Annotated in this window: 14 protein-coding genes; 2 read left to right on the top strand and 12 right to left on the bottom strand. The window is 32.5% G+C overall.

The window, feature by feature from the left end; genetic code table 11:
* Positions 1-103 precede the first annotated feature (103 nt).
* Both LPB136_RS07745 and LPB136_RS07750 read left to right on the top strand, forming a co-directional pair.
* Positions 104-3,298, top strand: a complete 3,195-nt coding sequence (locus tag LPB136_RS07745) for an efflux RND transporter permease subunit (protein ID WP_072555666.1) — start codon at positions 104-106, stop codon at positions 3,296-3,298.
* A gap of 15 nt (positions 3,299-3,313) precedes the next feature.
* Positions 3,314-3,502, top strand: a complete 189-nt coding sequence (locus LPB136_RS07750) for a YgaP family membrane protein (protein WP_072555668.1) — start codon at positions 3,314-3,316, stop codon at positions 3,500-3,502.
* 139 nt (positions 3,503-3,641) lie between these two features.
* Here LPB136_RS07750 and LPB136_RS07755 read toward each other — a convergent pair whose 3' ends face one another.
* The 12 genes from LPB136_RS07755 to LPB136_RS07810 all read right to left on the bottom strand — a co-directional run bounded on the left by LPB136_RS07755 (position 3,642) and on the right by LPB136_RS07810 (position 18,438).
* Positions 3,642-4,091, bottom strand: a complete 450-nt coding sequence (locus LPB136_RS07755) for a GatB/YqeY domain-containing protein (RefSeq protein WP_072555670.1) — start codon at positions 4,089-4,091, stop codon at positions 3,642-3,644.
* Positions 4,092-4,184: 93 nt separating this feature from the next.
* Complete coding sequence (gene ftsZ / locus LPB136_RS07760) at positions 4,185-6,068, bottom strand: cell division protein FtsZ (protein WP_072555671.1); 1,884 nt, start codon at positions 6,066-6,068, stop codon at positions 4,185-4,187.
* Between the two features lie 92 nt (positions 6,069-6,160).
* A complete protein-coding gene (gene ftsA / locus LPB136_RS07765) occupies positions 6,161-7,495 on the bottom strand; it encodes a cell division protein FtsA (RefSeq protein WP_072555673.1) in 1,335 nt (444 codons plus the stop codon).
* Positions 7,496-7,501: 6 nt separating this feature from the next.
* On the bottom strand, positions 7,502-8,227 hold the full coding sequence (locus LPB136_RS07770; RefSeq protein WP_072555675.1) for a cell division protein FtsQ/DivIB: 726 nt from the start codon (positions 8,225-8,227) through the stop codon (positions 7,502-7,504).
* Positions 8,224-9,570, bottom strand: coding sequence for a UDP-N-acetylmuramate--L-alanine ligase (gene murC, locus LPB136_RS07775; RefSeq protein WP_072555676.1), 1,347 nt, complete (start codon positions 9,568-9,570; stop codon positions 8,224-8,226). Before murC ends, LPB136_RS07770 begins: the two co-directional genes overlap by 4 nt.
* Positions 9,570-10,658 (bottom strand): undecaprenyldiphospho-muramoylpentapeptide beta-N-acetylglucosaminyltransferase, encoded by a 1,089-nt coding sequence (gene murG / locus LPB136_RS07780; protein WP_072555679.1) that lies wholly within the window; start codon positions 10,656-10,658, stop codon positions 9,570-9,572. Before murG ends, murC begins: the two co-directional genes overlap by 1 nt.
* Positions 10,645-11,832, bottom strand: a complete 1,188-nt coding sequence (locus LPB136_RS07785) for an FtsW/RodA/SpoVE family cell cycle protein (RefSeq protein WP_072555681.1) — start codon at positions 11,830-11,832, stop codon at positions 10,645-10,647. The genes murG and LPB136_RS07785 overlap by 14 nt, the downstream gene beginning before the upstream one ends.
* 137 nt (positions 11,833-11,969) lie before the next feature.
* The gene (gene murD / locus LPB136_RS07790; RefSeq protein WP_072555683.1) at positions 11,970-13,355 is read right to left on the bottom strand and encodes a UDP-N-acetylmuramoyl-L-alanine--D-glutamate ligase; all 1,386 of its coding nucleotides are present in this window, start codon (positions 13,353-13,355) and stop codon (positions 11,970-11,972) included.
* A gap of 65 nt (positions 13,356-13,420) precedes the next feature.
* Entirely contained in the window at positions 13,421-14,647 is a 1,227-nt protein-coding gene (gene mraY, locus LPB136_RS07795) for a phospho-N-acetylmuramoyl-pentapeptide-transferase (RefSeq protein WP_072555685.1), read from the bottom strand.
* Between the two features lie 3 nt (positions 14,648-14,650).
* Complete coding sequence (locus LPB136_RS07800) at positions 14,651-16,117, bottom strand: UDP-N-acetylmuramoyl-L-alanyl-D-glutamate--2,6-diaminopimelate ligase (RefSeq protein ID WP_072555687.1); 1,467 nt, start codon at positions 16,115-16,117, stop codon at positions 14,651-14,653.
* Between the two features lies 1 nt (position 16,118).
* On the bottom strand, positions 16,119-18,050 hold the full coding sequence (locus LPB136_RS07805; protein ID WP_072555689.1) for a penicillin-binding protein: 1,932 nt from the start codon (positions 18,048-18,050) through the stop codon (positions 16,119-16,121).
* Between the two features lie 58 nt (positions 18,051-18,108).
* The gene (locus LPB136_RS07810; RefSeq protein ID WP_072555691.1) at positions 18,109-18,438 is read right to left on the bottom strand and encodes an FtsL-like putative cell division protein; all 330 of its coding nucleotides are present in this window, start codon (positions 18,436-18,438) and stop codon (positions 18,109-18,111) included.
* Position 18,439 lies beyond the last annotated feature (1 nt).

Raw genomic sequence — 18,439 nt, forward strand, 5'->3', positions numbered from 1 at the left:
AGCCGCGTTAAGGATAGCAATGGAAATCCTTTTTTTGTTGCCATTTATGGCAAAAAAAGATTGTAATGGATAGCCTGTTAAAACGCCCAAAAAATAAAATATAATGAAAGAAGGTATCGCAGGAAAAATTGCTAAAGTCTTTATGCAGTCTAAGTTAACAGTCTTGTTAATGATTGTGTTTATGGTAATTGGTGTGTATAGTTCGTTTTTAATACCACGTGAAGAAGAACCACAAATTGATGTACCAATGGCAGATATTTTTGTAGGCTATCCAGGAGCTAGCCCAACAGAAGTTGAGTCTCGAGTTATAAAACCATTAGAGCAGTTAATTTCGAATATTAAAGGCGTGGAATATGTGTATTCTACGTCTATGAAAGAACAAGGAATGGTGATTGTTCAGTTTTATGTTGGAGAAGACATCGAACGTAGTTTCGTGAAATTATACAACGAAATTAATAAACACATGGACCAAATGCCTCAAGGTGTTACGTTTCCATTAGTTAAAACGCGTGCTATTGATGATGTGCCAATGTTAGGTTTAACGTTGTGGAGTGAAAATTATGACGATTACCAACTAAGCCAAATGGCTCAAGAGTTAGAAGCAGAAATTAAAAAGGTGAATGACGTTGCTATTACGCACAAAATTGGTGGTAGAAACCGTCAATTACGTGTGGTTTTAGATAAAGATAAATTGGCTTCTAGTGGTTTAGATTTCTTGTCAGTTTCTGAAATGATTAAGGCCAATAATAGCCAATTAAGTTCTGGAAGTTTTGATAAGAATGATAATGAGTTTTTGGTAAACACCGGTAAATTTTTAGAATCTGTTACAGATGTAGAAAACTTGGTGGTTGGTGTACAACAAAATCAGCCTATTTATTTAAAACAAGTTGCAAAAATTATTGATGGTCCAGAAATTCCACAAAATTATGTGAGTTTAGGTTTTGGAAAAGGTGGAGAAAAATCGGCCGATTATAAATCTGAATATCCAGCAGTTACAATTTCTGCAGCAAAAAGAAAAGGTGCAGATGCTATGAAAATTGCTGAGCAAGTAATTACTAAAGTAGACCATTTACGTGCTACTTTAATTCCAGATGATGTACATGTTGAAGTCACTAGAAATTATGGTGAAACTGCTTCTCATAAAGTATCAGAATTATTATTACACCTTATAGGTTCTATATTTGCTGTAACACTTGTGGTTATGTTAGCAATGGGTTGGCGAGGTGGATTGGTAGTTTTTTTATCGGTTCCAATTACGTTTGCATTAACGCTGTTAAGTTACTACATGCTTGATTATACGTTAAACCGAATTACTCTTTTTGCTTTGGTATTTGTAACAGGAATTGTAGTAGATGATTCCATTATTATTGCCGAAAATATGCACAGGCATTTTAAAATGAAACGCTTACCTTTTAAAGACGCTGCATTATATGCTATTAACGAAGTTGGAAACCCAACTATTCTGGCAACATTTACGGTAATTGCTTCTGTTTTACCTATGGCTTTTGTTTCTGGTTTAATGGGCCCATATATGGCACCAATGCCAATTGGAGCATCTATTGCCATGATATTATCGCTTTTTGTAGCTTTAACTATTACACCTTATTTAGGTTATATTTTTCTAAGAGAAAAAGACAAAAAAGGAGCTGAAGACAAACCAGAAAAACCTACTGAAGACACTTTAATTTATAAAATATATAACAAGTTTGAACGTCCTTTATTAGAGAGTAAGCCAAAACGTTGGCTATTTTTAGGATTAACTTTTTTGGTATTAATGGGAACAATGGTATTGTTTTTTACAAAATCTGTTGCAGTAAAAATGCTTCCTTTTGATAATAAAAATGAATTTCAAGTGGTAATAGATATGCCAGAAGGCACTACTCTTGAAAGAACTGGAGTTGTTACTCAAGAGGTTTCTCAATATTTATCTACAAGACCAGAAGTGGTAAACTATCAAAATTATGTTGGTACTTCTGCTCCAATTACGTTTAACGGTTTGGTTCGTCATTACGATTTACGTGGAGGATCTAATATGGCAGATATTCAAGTAAATTTAATTGATAAAGGTGAACGTGATATCCAAAGTCACGGAATTGCTAAGTTATTGCGTCCTGATATTCAAAAAATTGCTGCTAAGTATAATGCTAATATTAAATTAGTAGAAGTGCCACCTGGACCACCAGTTTTATCGACTATTGTTGCTGAAGTTTATGGTCCAAATTATAACGAGCAAATTAGAATAGCAAATAGTGTTCAAGATATTTTAAAAAACACCGATGATGTTGTAGATATTGACTGGATGGTTGAGGCAGATCAAACAGAATATCAGTTTGATATTAATAAAGAAAAAGCGATGCTATATGGTGTTGTTCCTCAGCAAATAGCATACACCATGAATATGGCATTGTCTAACAGAGCTATCACTAATTTATATGATGAAGATGCTGTAAATCAAGTAGGATTGGTATTGGCTTTAGACGAAAAAGAGAAGTCTACAATTTCTGATATTTCTCAACTTAAAGTAAAATCGAAACAAGGAAACATGGTACCTATTGCAGATCTAGTTGATATAAAAGAAACTACAGCAGCAAAGAGTATTTTTAGAAAAAACCAAAAACGTGTAGTTTACGTTATGGCTGATATGGCAGGAGAACTTGAAAGTCCTGCATATGCAATTCTTGGAATGGAAGAAAAACTAAAAGAAACACCATTACCTAAAGGTTATGAATTAAACGAAATGTATTTAGGTCAGCCAGATTTTGAAGATAATTACACCGTAAAATGGGATGGAGAATGGCAAATTACCTTAGAAGTTTTTAGGGATTTAGGAATCGCCTTTTTAGGAGCCATTATCTTAATTTACATCTTAATTGTAGGATGGTTTCAAAACTTTAAAGCTCCAATTGTAATGATGGTTGCAATTCCATTGTCTTTAATAGGTATTGTTTTAGGACACTGGATTATGGGAGCATTTTTTACTGCAACATCTTTTATTGGAATGATTGCTTTAGCAGGAATTATGGTTAGAAACTCGGTGTTATTGATTGATTTTATTAACCTAAGAACTGCAGAAGGAGTTCCTTTAAAACAAGCTTGTATTGAAGCTGGAGCAGTGAGAACAACACCAATTTTGCTAACAGCAGGAACAGTTGTTATTGGAGCTTTTGTGATACTATTTGACCCTATTTTTCAAGGATTAGCAATCTCATTAATGGGAGGAACAATAGTATCTACAGTATTAACTTTATTAGTTGTGCCATTAGTTTACTATATGATAGAAAAGAAGAATTATAAATAATTAAATATATAAATAATGTTAAATAAATATTTTAGAGTTATAGTTGGAATAATGGTATTGTTAAGTGTTGTACTATCTGTTTACGTAAACCCAAAATGGATGTGGTTTACCGTTTTTATTGGCCTGAATTTAATACAATCCGCTTTTACAAAATGGTGTTTATTGGAAACTATTTTAACAAAAGTATTTAAAATTGAAAAATAAAAACACTTATAATAAAAAAGGCAAGCTCATTAGCTTGCCTTTTTTATGTTCTCTTTTGCGACTCAGATAGGTTTTGAAACTATAATCGCCAGAGCCGAAATCTGAAATTCAATACAATTGAACTACAGGGCTCAGTTTTCTACATTAAGTTCTTTTTAACAAGTGCAGAAATTGTTTTACCATCTGCTTGTCCAGCTAATTCTTTAGAAACAATCCCCATTACTTTCCCCATGTCTTTCATTCCTGATGCACCAATATGATCTATTGTAGAAATAACTACTCTTTCAATTTCTTCTTCTGTTAAAGGTTCTGGTAAAAATTGCTCTAAAACTTTAAGTTCTGCCAATTCTGGATCCGCTAAATCTTGTCTGTTTTGTTCTATAAAAATTGTAGCACTATCTCTACGCTGTTTTACTTGCTTCTGAATAATTTTCATTTCTTGTTCTTCAGACAATTCTTCTTGAACTCCAGTCTCAGTTTTTGCTAATAAAAAAGCAGACTTTACAGCTCTTAAAGCTTGTAAAGCAACAGTATCTTTTGCTTTCATAGCTTCCTTCATTTTGTCCATTATTTGTTTTTGTAAACTCATCTTTTAAATTTTTAGGAAAACAAATATAAGCATAAAAAAATTCCCGATTTCTCGGGAATTCTTAACTATCACAAGGATAGAGTAAGGGGACTACTAATCTACATTATCATGTAGAAACGAATTATTTGATCTTAATTGAATATCATCTTTTTCACCAGTACTTAATGTTGTTTTGGTTTTACTGATACTCTGATTTGTTTCATCTAAGTTTACTCCTGCTCTTTTATATGCGGGTTGACGTTCAATTTCATCAATATTTTGACTAACTTGATCTGTAAATTTATAGTTAAACTTCTTCATTTGCTCTCTCCTTGTATCTGATTTCTTTTGCAATTCAGAAATTGTTAAACTTAAAGGAGAAACCTCTTCACTCTCTATTTCTATCTTATTAATTTCAGATTGAGGTGTTGAAGATTTTAACTCAAAATTTAAACCTTCTTCAACTTCATCTTCAACAGAAATTGTCGATGCTTTTCCTATTGTTGGCTGTACATCAAAATCTTCTAAAACATATCTTTTTTCCACTACATTTTGCTCTTCAACTTTAAGCTCAGTTGCTTCAACAACATCAATAGAATTGATTTCTTCATCTAAATCAAAAACGGTAGTTTCTGCATTTATTTCTTCAGAAGGATTTAAAGGTAAATCAAAAATTAAATCTTGTTGAACTGATTTAACTTCTGGTTGAATTTCAACTTCTGGTTGAATTTCTGTTATAATGAAATCCTCTTCAGAAACAGATGTTAAGACTTCATCATATACAACTTCTATATTCTTTATTACTTCAGATGTTGGAATTAAATCTATTTGTACTTCTGCTTCCACATCATCTTCTAAAACATGTACAATTTTTTCTTCAACCTTTTTAGTTAAAGGTTCATTGATGCTTGTTACTTTTGTAACAGTATTCTTTTCAGAGAAATTATACGTAGCTTTTTGCTCTTCTTCTAAAGTATGAACAATTTTCTTAGCTTCAGTATTTGTAATTGTACTTTGCTGATCTGCCGCAAAACCTGTTGCAACAATAGTTAAAGCTATTCCATCTTCTAAAGACTCGTCTTCACCAATACCCATAATAATATTGGCATCATAACCTGCTTCAGTTTGGATGTAATCATTAATTTCACCTATTTCATCTAATGTAACTTCGTTCTTGCCAGAAACTATTAGTAACAATACATTTTTAGCTCCGGTAATTTTATTATCATTTAACAAAGGAGAATCTAATGCTTTAACAATGGCATTTTTAGCTCTATTAGTTCCTTCCTCTTTTGCAGAACCCATAATTGCAGTTCCACTATTAGAAAGCACTGTTTTTGCATCATGTAAATCAATATTTTGCTTGTAATGATGCGTAATTACTTCTGCAATACCTTTAGCTGCTGTTGATAAAACTTCATCTGCCTTAGAAAAACCTGCTTTAAAACCAAGATTACCGTATACTTCTCTAAGTTTATTATTATTAATTACAATTAAAGAATCAACATTACTGCGCAGCTCATCAATTCCTTTTTGTGCTTGTTTAGAACGCATTCTACCTTCAAACTGAAATGGCATTGTTACAATACCAACAGTAAGAATATCCATGTCTTTTGCAATTTTTGCAATAACTGGTGCTGCTCCTGTTCCTGTTCCACCACCCATACCAGCAGTAATAAACACCATCTTTGTATGTGTGCTTAACATTTGCTGTATTTCTTGTAAACTTTCTTTTGCTGCTTTTGCTCCTATTTCTGGATTTGCTCCAGCTCCTAAACCTGAAGTTAGATTTGCTCCTAATTGAATTTTATTAGGAATTGGACTACTATCCAATGCTTGAGAATCGGTATTGCAAATAACAAAATCTACCCCTGTAATTTGTTGGCTATACATGTGGTTTACGGCATTGCTACCTCCTCCTCCAACTCCAATTACTTTTATAGCATTAGATTGTGTTTTTGGCATATCGAACGAAATGTTATCAAATTCTGCGCTCATAATAACTGCTCTTTTTTTTTATTTTTATATTATTAAAAAGCTCTCTCAGGGGATAATTCAATAAATTGAACCGAGAACTTTAACTGTTTTTTTTATTCTGCGTTGTCTAAAAACTCCTTAAAACCTTCTTTAAATCTTTCTAAAAATGACTTTCTCTTTTCTGCCTTTTCAGGAGATATTTTTTGAGTTTCGGTTTTAATTTCTACTTCTTCTCCTTCAGACACTTCTTTTACAACTTCTTGTATAATTTCCTCTTCAATTAATGGCGCTTTTTCTAATCCTTCCATTAACAACCCAACTGCTGTAGCGTAACTTGGGCTTGATAATTTTTCATCAGAATCTCCTGCTAAGTGTTCATTTGGAAAGCCAATACGCGCATCCATTCCTGTGATGTATTCTACCAACTGACGTAAATGCTGCAATTGAGAACCTCCTCCTGTTAAAACAATACCGGCAATTAATTTTCCTTTTTGAGTTTCATGTCCATAGTTTTTTATTTCTAAGTACACATGCTCAATAATTTCTTGCACACGAGCATGAATTATTTTTGAAAGATTTTTAAGCGTTATTTCTTTTGGTTCTCTTCCCCTTAAACCTGGAATAGAAACAATTTCTGTTTCTTTATTTTCTCCTGGCCAAGCAGAACCAAATTTTATTTTTAATAACTCAGCTTGTTTTTCTATAATAGAACAACCCTCTTTTATATCTTCTGTAATTACATTTCCTCCGAAAGGAATTACGGCTGTATGACGTATAATTCCGTCTTTAAAAATGGCTAAATCTGTTGTTCCACCACCTATATCTATTAAAGCAACTCCTGCCTCTTTTTCTTCTTGACTAAGCACTGCTGATGCTGATGCTAAGGGCTCTAATGTTATATCTGAAAGATTTAAACCTGCACTTTTTACACAACGTCCAATATTTCTTATTGATGAAACTTGACCAACAACTACATGAAAATTAGCTTCTAATCTTCCTCCATACATACCAATTGGTTCTTTAATATCTGGCTGAGAATCAACTTTAAACTCTTGTGGTAAAACGTGTATAATTTCTTCACCTGGTAACATTACCAATTTATGAACTTGATTTACCAGATTAGCAATATCATCTTCATCTATAACTTCCTCTGGATTGTTACGTGTTATATAATCGCTATGATGTAGACTACGTATGTGCTGACCCGCAATACCAACTACAACCTCTTCAATTTTTTGACCAGAAACTCCTTCTGCTTCATCAATTGCTTGTTGAATAGATTGAATTGTTTGTGTAATATTACTAACAACACCACGCTTAACACCCAAACTTTTAGCTTTACCAATACCTAAAACTTCAATTTTACCGTATTCATTTTTACGCCCAATCATAGCAACAATCTTTGTTGTTCCTATGTCTAAACCTACAGCTATTTTAGAGTTTTCCATTGCGATCTATTTTGTACACACAACTTGGTTGTGATATTTTACATTTATTGTTTGATAGTTATCTATCGTTTTATCTGCATACGCTTTATTATAAAACGCTTTTAACTTTTTAAATTTTACATCAGCATTAATAAAATTGCCAAATTCTATTTTATAATCTCCACTTCGAACATTAAAAACATATTCTCCTGCTTCATTTTTTTGAATACCAGTAACCTCCTTTTTTAAGAAATTGTCTGATAAAATTAAATTTACCAATTGTGTAATCTCTTTTATTTCTGTTGCTGACTCAACACCTGAAACCAAAGGTACTCTGGCTGAAAAATTTTGAGATAAAGGGATTTTAACCCCATCTCTATCAACGTAATATGATGTTGATTTTTCTATTAAACGAGCAATTGGTTCTCGTTGTTTTATTACAGTTTTAAGCACACCATTTATACTTGCAAAAACTGATGCTTTTTCTACATAAGGATTTGTTAAGACACTTTGCTCTAAACCATGTAAATCTAACATACTTTTTGGTTGGTTTACAACACTTTTTTGATTTTGTATTAACAATTTATTAACCATCTGATGTGTTAAGAAATGGTTGTCACCTGCTTCAAATTCCACCTCAATCTTAGCTATTTTCTTACTAGCATTTCTGCTAGAAGTAAAACCGTACAAAAAGACCAATAACCCAAATAAAACAAGGGGTAACATGTATTTTACAAAGCTCTTTAACCTCATGTTTTCTGTGCTTTTTTTAATGACGTTACAACATCATTTATTAGCAATCCAATATCTCCTGCTCCCAACATTGTTATAATTTTTGTTGAAGACTTTTGTATATTCTTAATTAAATCTACTTTGGTAGACACCATTTTATTTTTTGTGGTAATTTTTTCCAACAACCATTGAGAAGTAACCCCTTTTATCGGCAATTCTCTAGCCGGATAAATATCTAATAAAATAACTTCATCAAACTTAGAAAGTGCCACTGCAAAATCATCAACAAAATCTTTTGTTCTACTGTACAAGTGCGGTTGAAAAACTGCCAAAACTTTTTCTCCTGGATACATTTCTCTAACCGAGTTTTCCACAGCATTAATTTCTGTTGGATGATGTGCATAATCATCTATTAACACCAAATCGTCACTCTTAATTCTATAAGAAAATCTTCTTTGAACTCCTTTAAAAGTTTTTAATTGCTCTTTTATATTTTCTAAAGAAACACCATAAACATCTGCCATAGCAAGTGCCGCTAAAGCATTCATAACATTATGCTTTCCTGGTAAATTAAATTCAATATTTTTTATTTCAGAAGAAGGAGTTTTAACATCAAAAACATATTTTCCAGTTTCAATTTTAAGATTAAAAGCCTTATAATCTGCATCATCATCAACACTATATGTTAATCCGCTTAGTGGAATACCTTTAGCTACTATTAACGTTTCAGAAACTTTACTCGCAAATTCTCTAAATGAATTTTGCAACTCTTCTGCTTCACCATAAATATCTAAATGATCTGCATCCATAGAAGTTACACACGCAATATTTGGCGATAAATGCAAAAACGATCTATCAAACTCATCTGCTTCCACAACCGAAATTTTATCTTCACCTAAAATTAAATTCGAGTTATAATTTTCTGCGATTCCTCCTAAAAAAGAAGTTGCTAAACTTGGTTGCATTATGTGTCCTAAAATTGAAGACGTTGTTGTTTTTCCATGTGTACCCGCAACTCCTAAACAAAATGTATTTTCAGTAATTCTACCTAAAATTTCTGCACGTTTTAAAACGGTAAAACCAGCATTAAAAAAGTAATTTAATTCCGTATGTTCTTTAGGGATAGCTGGCGTATAAACAACCAACGTTTTTTCTTTGTCTAAAAATGAAATAGGAATATTTTTTACAGCATCTTCAAAATGAATTTCTACACCAACTTTTTGCAGCGCCTCAGTAATTGGTGTTGCTGTTTTATCGTAACCCGCAACATTTTTACCATTAGCAGCAAAGTAACGAGCTATTGCACTCATTCCAATTCCGCCAATACCTACAAAAAAGATATTATGTATATTTTTTAAATTCACTATTTAATTAACTTTTCTATTTCGTTTACTATATTACTTGTTGCATTTGGTAATGCTAATTCATTTATGTTTTCTGATAAATTTTCTTGCTTTCCTTTATCTTTCATCAAAGTTTCAAATACAATTGAAAACGTATCTAATTCACTTTCTTTTAACAGAATTGCACCATGCTTATCTGCAACAGATTTTGCATTTTTTGTTTGATGATCTTCTGCAACATTTGGTGATGGAATAAAAATAGTTGGCTTACTAACAATACATAATTCTGAAACCGAACTTGCTCCTGCTCTAGAAATTATAACATCTGCAGCTGCATACGCTAAATCCATTCTGTTTAAGAACTGATGAACTTGTACATTTTCTAAATCATCATGTTTTTTATATTCATCAACATATAATTTTCCACATTGCCAGATTAATTGAACTTCTTGATTTTTAAAAAACTCTAACTGACTCTCAATTAATTGATTTACTCTTCTTGCACCTAAACTTCCACCTAGAATTAAAACCGTTTTTTTCTTTTTATCTAATTTGAAAAAAGTCTTCCCTTCTTCAGTCTTCGTATGAATTGACAACAAATCTTGACGAACTGGGTTTCCTGTTTTTACAATTTTTTCTGAAGGAAAAAATCGTTCTAAATTATCGTAAGCAACACATATTTTGCCTGCTTTTTTACTCAACAATTTATTGGTAATTCCTGGGTACGAGTTTTGTTCTTGTACCAAAGTCGGAACTCCTTTTCGATTTGCCATCATTAAAGTTGGACCACTTGCAAAACCTCCAGTACCAATTACTGCATTTGGTTTAAATTTATTTATTATTGAATTTGCTTTCCATAAACTACTTATTAACTTAAAAGGAAAAGATAAATTCTTCAATGTTAATTTTCGTTGAATACCAGAAATCCAAAGTCCTTTTATTTCAAATCCCGCTTGCGGAACTTTTTCCATTTCCATCTTATCTTTTGCACCAACAAATAAAAATTTAGCATCAGGATAACGCAACTTTAATTCGTTTGCAATTGCAATTGCTGGATAAATGTGTCCTCCAGTTCCTCCTCCAGAAATTATAAATCTATATGGTTTCATGCAAAATATCTAAAGGGTTATCATCTAAAATATCTTCTTCTGTAACTTCTCTTGAAGCACTTACACTTAAAATCATTCCTAAAGCAAAACAAGTCATCCAAATTGAAGTTCCTCCACTACTAATTAAAGGCAAGGTTTGTCCTGTAACAGGAAATAAATTTATAGCTACAGCCATATTTATCATCGCTTGAAAAATAATTGGAACTCCAACACCAACAACCAACAATGTTGCAAAAACAGTGTTGCTTTTTGTAGCTACAATCAAAATTCTAAAGAGTAAAAGGAAGTAAATAAAAACCACCATAAAAGCACCAATTAAACCATACTCTTCAATGATGATAGCATAAATAAAATCTGATGACGATTGAGGTAAAAAGTTTTTCTGAACACTTTTACCTGGACCTTTCCCTGTTAAACCACCAGTTGCTATTGCTATTTTTGCTTTTTCTACTTGATAATTTTCACTTGCATTTCCACTAGAAAAATTTTCAATTCTATTTTGCCAAGTTTGCACTCGATTAGGCATTGCATCTGGAAAAGCTTTTGCTACTAATATAAAAAGCAACAGAGACAAAAATCCCACTCCCAATATTACACCTATGTATTTTAGAGGATAACCACCAATAAAAACCAGCAAAACAATCATACTAAAAATAATTGCTGTTGTAGAGAAATTTGCTGGTAATATTAGCGCTAACGTACAGCCTACTGGCAACCATAATTGCCATAGACTCTCTTTAAAAACTATCTTTTTATCTTTATTTCTTGCTAAATACCTAGCAACAAATGCCATTAAGACCAAACCTGCTAATGTTGATGTTTGAAAACCAACACCTACAAACGGAATTCGAATCCAACGACTTGCATTTGCACCTCCAATAGTGGTTCCTTGCGCCATTGTAAAAACCAACAACACTATAACCACTGGAAGCATTAGCACAGAGCCTCCACTAAAATACCTGTACGGAATTTTATGTACTCCATAAATTATTGCAAAGCCCATTATTAATAAAACTATATGCTTTAGTAAATGTCCTAAAGTTGACCCATTACCAACAACATACACTAAGTTTGTGCTTGCACTATAAACTGGCATAAATGAAAATATAGCCAAAACAGCAACAATTGCCCAAATGGTTTTATCTCCTTTTATATGTTGAAAAATGGTTTTCATAAGCCTCTCTTAATCTCTCCAAAGGAGAGAAACACTCTTGTGTTTATTTGTATTAATTATTTTTACTTAAATTTTATGCAATCTCTTCTCAAACTTGCTCACTCCTTCCCTTTGGGAAGTTTGGGATGGGCTTTTTCTTACAAATTTCTTACTGCTTGCTTAAATTTACGTCCACGATCTTCGTAACTTTCAAATAAATCAAAACTTGCACACGCAGGAGACAACAAAACAACATCTCCTCTTTCTGCAATTTTATTAGCAACTTTTACAGCTTCTTCTGCTCCCGCAGTTTCCACAATAACATCTACTACATTACCAAAACTTTCAATTATTTTTTTATTCTCTAAACCTAAACAAACAATACCTTTTACTTTTTCTCTTACCAAAGGCATTAAATCAGAATAATCATTTCCTTTATCAACACCACCAACTATCCAAACCGTTGGATTATCCATACACTCTAAAGCATAAAAAGTTGCGTTAACATTAGTTGCTTTACTATCATTTATAAATGCAACTCCGTTTACTTTCTGAACTTTTTCTAGGCGATGTTCTGCACCCTCAAAATCTTCTAAACTTTCGGCAATTGTTTGCTTTCTCACCTTAAGTAATTGAGCTGCTAATGTAGATGCCATTGCATTCTTTGTATTGTGTTTTCCTTGTAATGTTAGTTTAGCTATACTCATCTTAAATTCGTCTGAATTAATGTTTGTTATTATTTCCTTATTTCTTAAAAATGCTCCGTAAGACAATTCTTTTGTTATTGAAAACGGAACTAATTTTGCTTTCGTTTTATTCTGACTTAGCCAATTACAAATGGCTTCGTCGTCTGCATCATAAATCAAAAAATCATTAGGGGTTTGATTTTTTGTAATACGAAATTTTGATGCTATATATTTATCAAAACTGTAATCATATCTATCGAGATGATCTGGTGTTATGTTTGTAATTATGGCAATATGTGGGCTAAAATTTTTTATTCCATCTAACTGAAAACTACTCAACTCCAACACATACTCATCAAAATCCTCAACAGCAACTTGGGCTGCAAAACTGTCTCCAATATTTCCAGCAACTCCAACATTTAATCCACCAGCTTTTAAAATATGATGCATTAACAACGTTGTTGTTGTTTTTCCGTTTGAACCCGTAATCCCAACAATAGTTGCCTCTGTAAATTCTGACGCAAATTCTATTTCCGAAACCACAGAAATTCCTTTTGAAATTAAATCTTGAATCAACTTAACTTTATCTGGAATTCCAGGGCTTTTCATTACCACATCCGCTGCAAAAATTTTTGCTTCTGTATGTTGATTTTCCTCGAACTCAATCTCGTTTTGTAAAAGAACTTTTTTATACTTTTCTTTAATACTTCCTCTATCAGAAAGAAAAACATCGTAACCTTTTTGTTTTCCTAAAATCGCGGTTCCAACGCCGCTCTCTCCTCCACCAAGAATAACAAGAAACCTCTTTTCCTCCGAAGGAGAAAAAAATGGAATCTGACTTTTATCTTGGTTTTTCATTTTTATTATTTATTTCCCAAAAACTCGCTAACTCCTTCCCTTCGGGAAGGTTGGGATGGGCTTATTTATCTTAATTTCAGCGTAACAATTGCAAACACTGCAAATAAGACTCCTACAATCCAAAAGCGAACTACAATTTTGCTTTCGTGGTAATTTGATTTTTGATAATGATGATGTAATGGTGCCATTTTAAAAATTCGTCTTCCAACCCCATATTTCTTACGCGTAAACTTGAACCAAAAAACCTGCAAAATCACTGATAAATTTTCTACCACAAAAATTACTGCTAAAATTGGAAGCAATAATTCTTTTCTAATTGCAATTGCTATAACCGCTATAATTCCACCAATAGTTAAACTTCCTGTATCTCCCATAAATACTTGTGCAGGAAATGTATTGTACCATAAAAAACCTATTAATGCTCCAGCAAAAGCAAGTATAAAAACCGTCATTTCACCGGAATTTGGGATATACATTACATCTAAATAGTTGGCAAAAATTATATTTCCAGAAACCCAAGCAAAAATCGCCAAAGCAATTACCATAATAGCGGAATTTCCTGCTGCTAAACCATCAATTCCATCGGTTAAATTTGCTCCGTTTGATATTCCTGTTACAATAAAAACCACTACAAAAATGAAGACAATCCAACCGTACTTTTCATATCCATCACCTAAAAAACTAAGCGCTTTTGCATAATCCAATTCGTTATCCTTTAAAAACGGAATGGTAGTTTTAGTAGATTTATGTGCATCTCCATACACTTTAGTTCTTCCACTTTCCAATACAACTTGCTCAGATATTGGAAGTTGCTCCTTAATAACAACATCATCATTAAAATAAAGCATAGAACCCACTATAATTCCTAAACCAACTTGCCCTAAAACTTTAAATTTTCCTTTTAAACCACCTTTATCTTTCTTAAATACTTTTATATAATCATCAGCAAAACCAATTAAACCCATCCAAATTGTGGTTATAATTAGAATGATGATGTAAATATTATCCAACTTAGCCAATAACAAAACCGGAATTAACGTAGCCAGAATAATAATAATTCCGCCCATTGTTGGAGTTCCAGCTTTTTCAACTTGACCTTCTAAGCCTAAATCTCTAATACTTTCACCAACTTGTTGTTTGCGTAAAAAGTTGATAATTCTTTTACCATAAATTGCTGATATCAACAAAGACAAAATAAACGCAGACGCTGCACGAAACGTAATAAAACGAAACACACTAGCTCCCGGTAAACTAAACTCTTGCTCTAAATATTGAAATAAATAATACAGCATTTTTTATTGTTTTTTTAATTGATTAAAGCATTCAACCACCTCTTCTAAATCATCAAAATGAAAACGCTCTCCGTTAATTTCTTGATAATTTTCGTGTCCTTTTCCAGCTATTAAAATAATGTCGTCTTTTTGTGCAAATTTGCAAGCGGTTTTAATTGCTTGCCTTCTATCTAAAATTGATAGTGTTTTTCTATAATTTTCAGCAGAAACTCCCGCTTCCATTTCATCTATAATTGTCTGCGGATTTTCACTCCTAGGATTATCCGAAGTAAAAATTGCTTGATTGCTTAATTGTGAAGCAATATGTGCCATTTTTGGTCTTTTTGTTTGGTCTCTGTCGCCACCACAACCAACAACCGTAATTACAGTTTCGTTTCCTGTTCTTATATCATTTATAGTTTCTAATACATTTTTCAATGCATCTGGCGTGTGCGCATAATCTACAATTGCCGTAACTCCTTCATCAGAAACCACATATTGAAAACGACCACTTACACTTTCTAACTCACTAATAATTCTTAAAACCTCCAATTTTTCTATACCTAATAATTCCGCAGTTCCAACAATTGCCAATAAATTATAGGCATTAAATTCACCTATTAACTTAGTCCAAACCTCAACATTATTAATAGTTATTAAAGTTCCCGATAAGCGTTTTTCTAAAATCTTCGCTTTAAAATCTGCTACAGTTTTTAAAGCGTAACTTTTATGTTTTGCTACAGAATTTTGCAACATGAAATTGCCGTTTTTATCATCAATGTTAACCAATGCAAAAGCCGTTTTTGGCAAACTGTCAAAAAATATTTTTTTAACATCTCTGTATTCTGCAAATGTTTCGTGATAATCTAAATGATCGTGAGAAAGGTTGGTGAAAATTCCACCAGCAAAGGTTAAACCTTCTGTTCTTTTTTGATGAATTCCATGAGAACTAACTTCCATAAAGCAGTACTCAACACCTTCCTCTATCATTTTATCCAAATACTCATTTATTGCAACTGAATTTGGCGTTGTATGTGTTGCCCTATATTCAGTTTCATCAACCAATATTTTTACAGTTGAAAGCAACCCAACTTTATAACCCGCTTTTTTAAATAGCTGATATAAAAGTGTTGCAACCGTGGTTTTACCGTTAGTTCCAGTTACACCAACCAACTCCAATCTCTTAGAAGGGTTGTCAAAAAAGTTAGAAGCCATAATTGCTAAAGCAACATCAGAATTCTGAACTTGTACATAGGTAATTCCAGTTATTTTTTCCGAAGGAATATCTTCACAAATAATTACTGTTGCTCCTAAATTAATTGCTTTACTTATAAACTGATGACCATCGGACAACACTCCTTTTTGCGCAACAAAAACATTATCTTTTTGCACTTTTCTACTATCAAACTGAATTGCAGACACAGCAATATCTGTTGCGCCGAAAACAGCATCAACAGAAACCCTATATAATATGTCTTTTAAAATCTTCAATTTATGATAGCTTTAAAATAATTGTATTCCCTTTTTTAAACTCTTGACCAATAGTCATTGATTGATAGGTTACTTTTCCTGTTCCCGAAAACTGAACATTTAACCCAATATTTTCTAACAATGAAATTGCATCCATTCCACTCATTCCCTTAACATTGGGTACTTTTTGGATTGCTTTTTGCAACTTCGTATAGTAACTTCTATAATCTTTATCTATACTTTCTATTGAAATTGTATCTGATACCGCTTGATTATCTATTGGCGTTGTAGTGTAAATTTTTTGCGCTATTTCTTTAAAAACAGGAGCTGCTACAATTGCTCCGTAATAACCCTTCTCCTTTTTAGGATCATGAACCACTACAATGCAAGAATATTTTGGATTTTTAGCAGGGAAGAAACCAGCAAATGAAGCCACATAGTTCCTACTTGAATAAGCACCATTTACAACCTTTTTTGCTGTTCCTGTTTTTCCTGCCATCGAAAAGTTAGGGGAATATATGTTATCTGCAGTTCCTTTTTCAACTACATTTTCCATCACTTTGCGTACTTTATCAATAGTAACTTGTGATGCTATTTTTTTCTTTAGAACTACTTTATCAAAACGTTTTTCAACCTTACTTCCAACTCGAAGTTCCTTTATAAAACGTGGCTTCACCATTTCTCCATCATTTGCAACAGCATTGTAGAAAGTTAAGGTTTGTAATGGCGTTAACGAAACTCCATAACCCCAAGCCATCCACTCAAGTGAAATCTTATTCCATCTTTTTTTATCGGATGGAAGTGGAATATATGGTTTTCCTTCACCTTTAATTTTTACACCCGTCATTTGATCCAATCCAAAATCACTCATTCTATCTGTGAACTTTTTTGGATTTTTATCGTAATGTTTTCTTATTGCTTTTACAATTCCCACATTAGAAGAAACTTCAAAAACACGCGCTAGAGATATTTTTCCATAACCACCATGTTTACTATCTTCTACTTTTTTACCGTGAATAAAAATTCTACCTTTTTCCGTATCTATTACTGTTGAAGTATCCACAACCTTATCTTCTAAAGCAGCCATTAAACTCGCTAACTTAAAAGTAGAACCAGGCTCATGACTTTCCCAAACTGCATAATTTCTTTTCTCGTAATACTTTCCTTTAGAAGTTCTACCCAAATTAGCAATCGCTTTAATTTCACCAGTTTTGGTCTCCATTACAATGGCACAACCATGTTCTGCTTCAAAATATTCTAATTGCCTTAATAAAGCATGATGCGTAACATCTTGAATATTTACATCTATAGTTGTAATTACATCTCTACCATCAATTGGCTCTTTCTCATTTACATCATTAATAGGTTTCCATTGGTTTTTTGCTATTTTCTGCTTTAAACGCCAACCATTTTCACCTTCCATATAAGAAGCAAAAGCACCTTCAATTCCTGCTCCACCTCTATGATCGTCATAACCAATTGTTCTTTCAGCAATTTTACCTATTGGATGCGCTCTTACAGTTTTTTGTTCAGCAATAAAACCGCCTCTATAAACACCTAGTTTAAAAATAGGAAAGCTTTTCATTTTAACATAGTCATTATAACCAACGCTTCTAGCAATTAACAAATACCTGTTTTTTCTTTTTTTAGCTTGGCGAAGTTTATTTTGATAATGACTAACAGAATTACCCAACATATTAGATAATGACTTAGAAAGCTCTTTTATATTTTTCTCAAATACTTCAGATTTTACCGCAACAACATCCATTCTAATAGTATACTTTGACATTGAAGTAGCCAACAAATTACCATCAGAAGCATACACATTACCTCTATTTGCAAAAATAGTATCGTTTCTCTCAGTTATTTCCTCAGATAGTTTTCTGTACTTATCACCATCAACATACTGTAGATTAAAGATTTTAAAAAGTATCGCAATAAAAAAAAGCGCCATTAAACCCGCCACTGCGTAAAGTTTATTTAATATGCTTTTTTTTAACGTTTTCAACTTTTTACTCTTTATTAATGGTTACTTTTATTTTTTGAGGAGGCGTTTTTGCCGTTTCTAAACCTGTTGGCTTAACTTTTTTCCGAATACTACTTTCCATTTTCATTCTAGTTAAAATAGTACCAGTATCTACAAACTCGGCATGCAACTCCCTTTTCTTCTTATTAAGCGTTGCTATTTTTACAACTTTTTCATCTGCTCTATGAGCGCTAGAAATCATTATTAATAATAACCCAACTATAAATATGATTATTCGCCAATTTTTAAACGCAGATTCATCCGTAAGGAAACTTCCTCGAAGAATACCATACACGTTCTTTTTGACCTTATTCATT

Source organism: Tenacibaculum todarodis, assembly GCF_001889045.1.
Lineage (GTDB): Bacteria > Bacteroidota > Bacteroidia > Flavobacteriales > Flavobacteriaceae > Polaribacter > Polaribacter todarodis.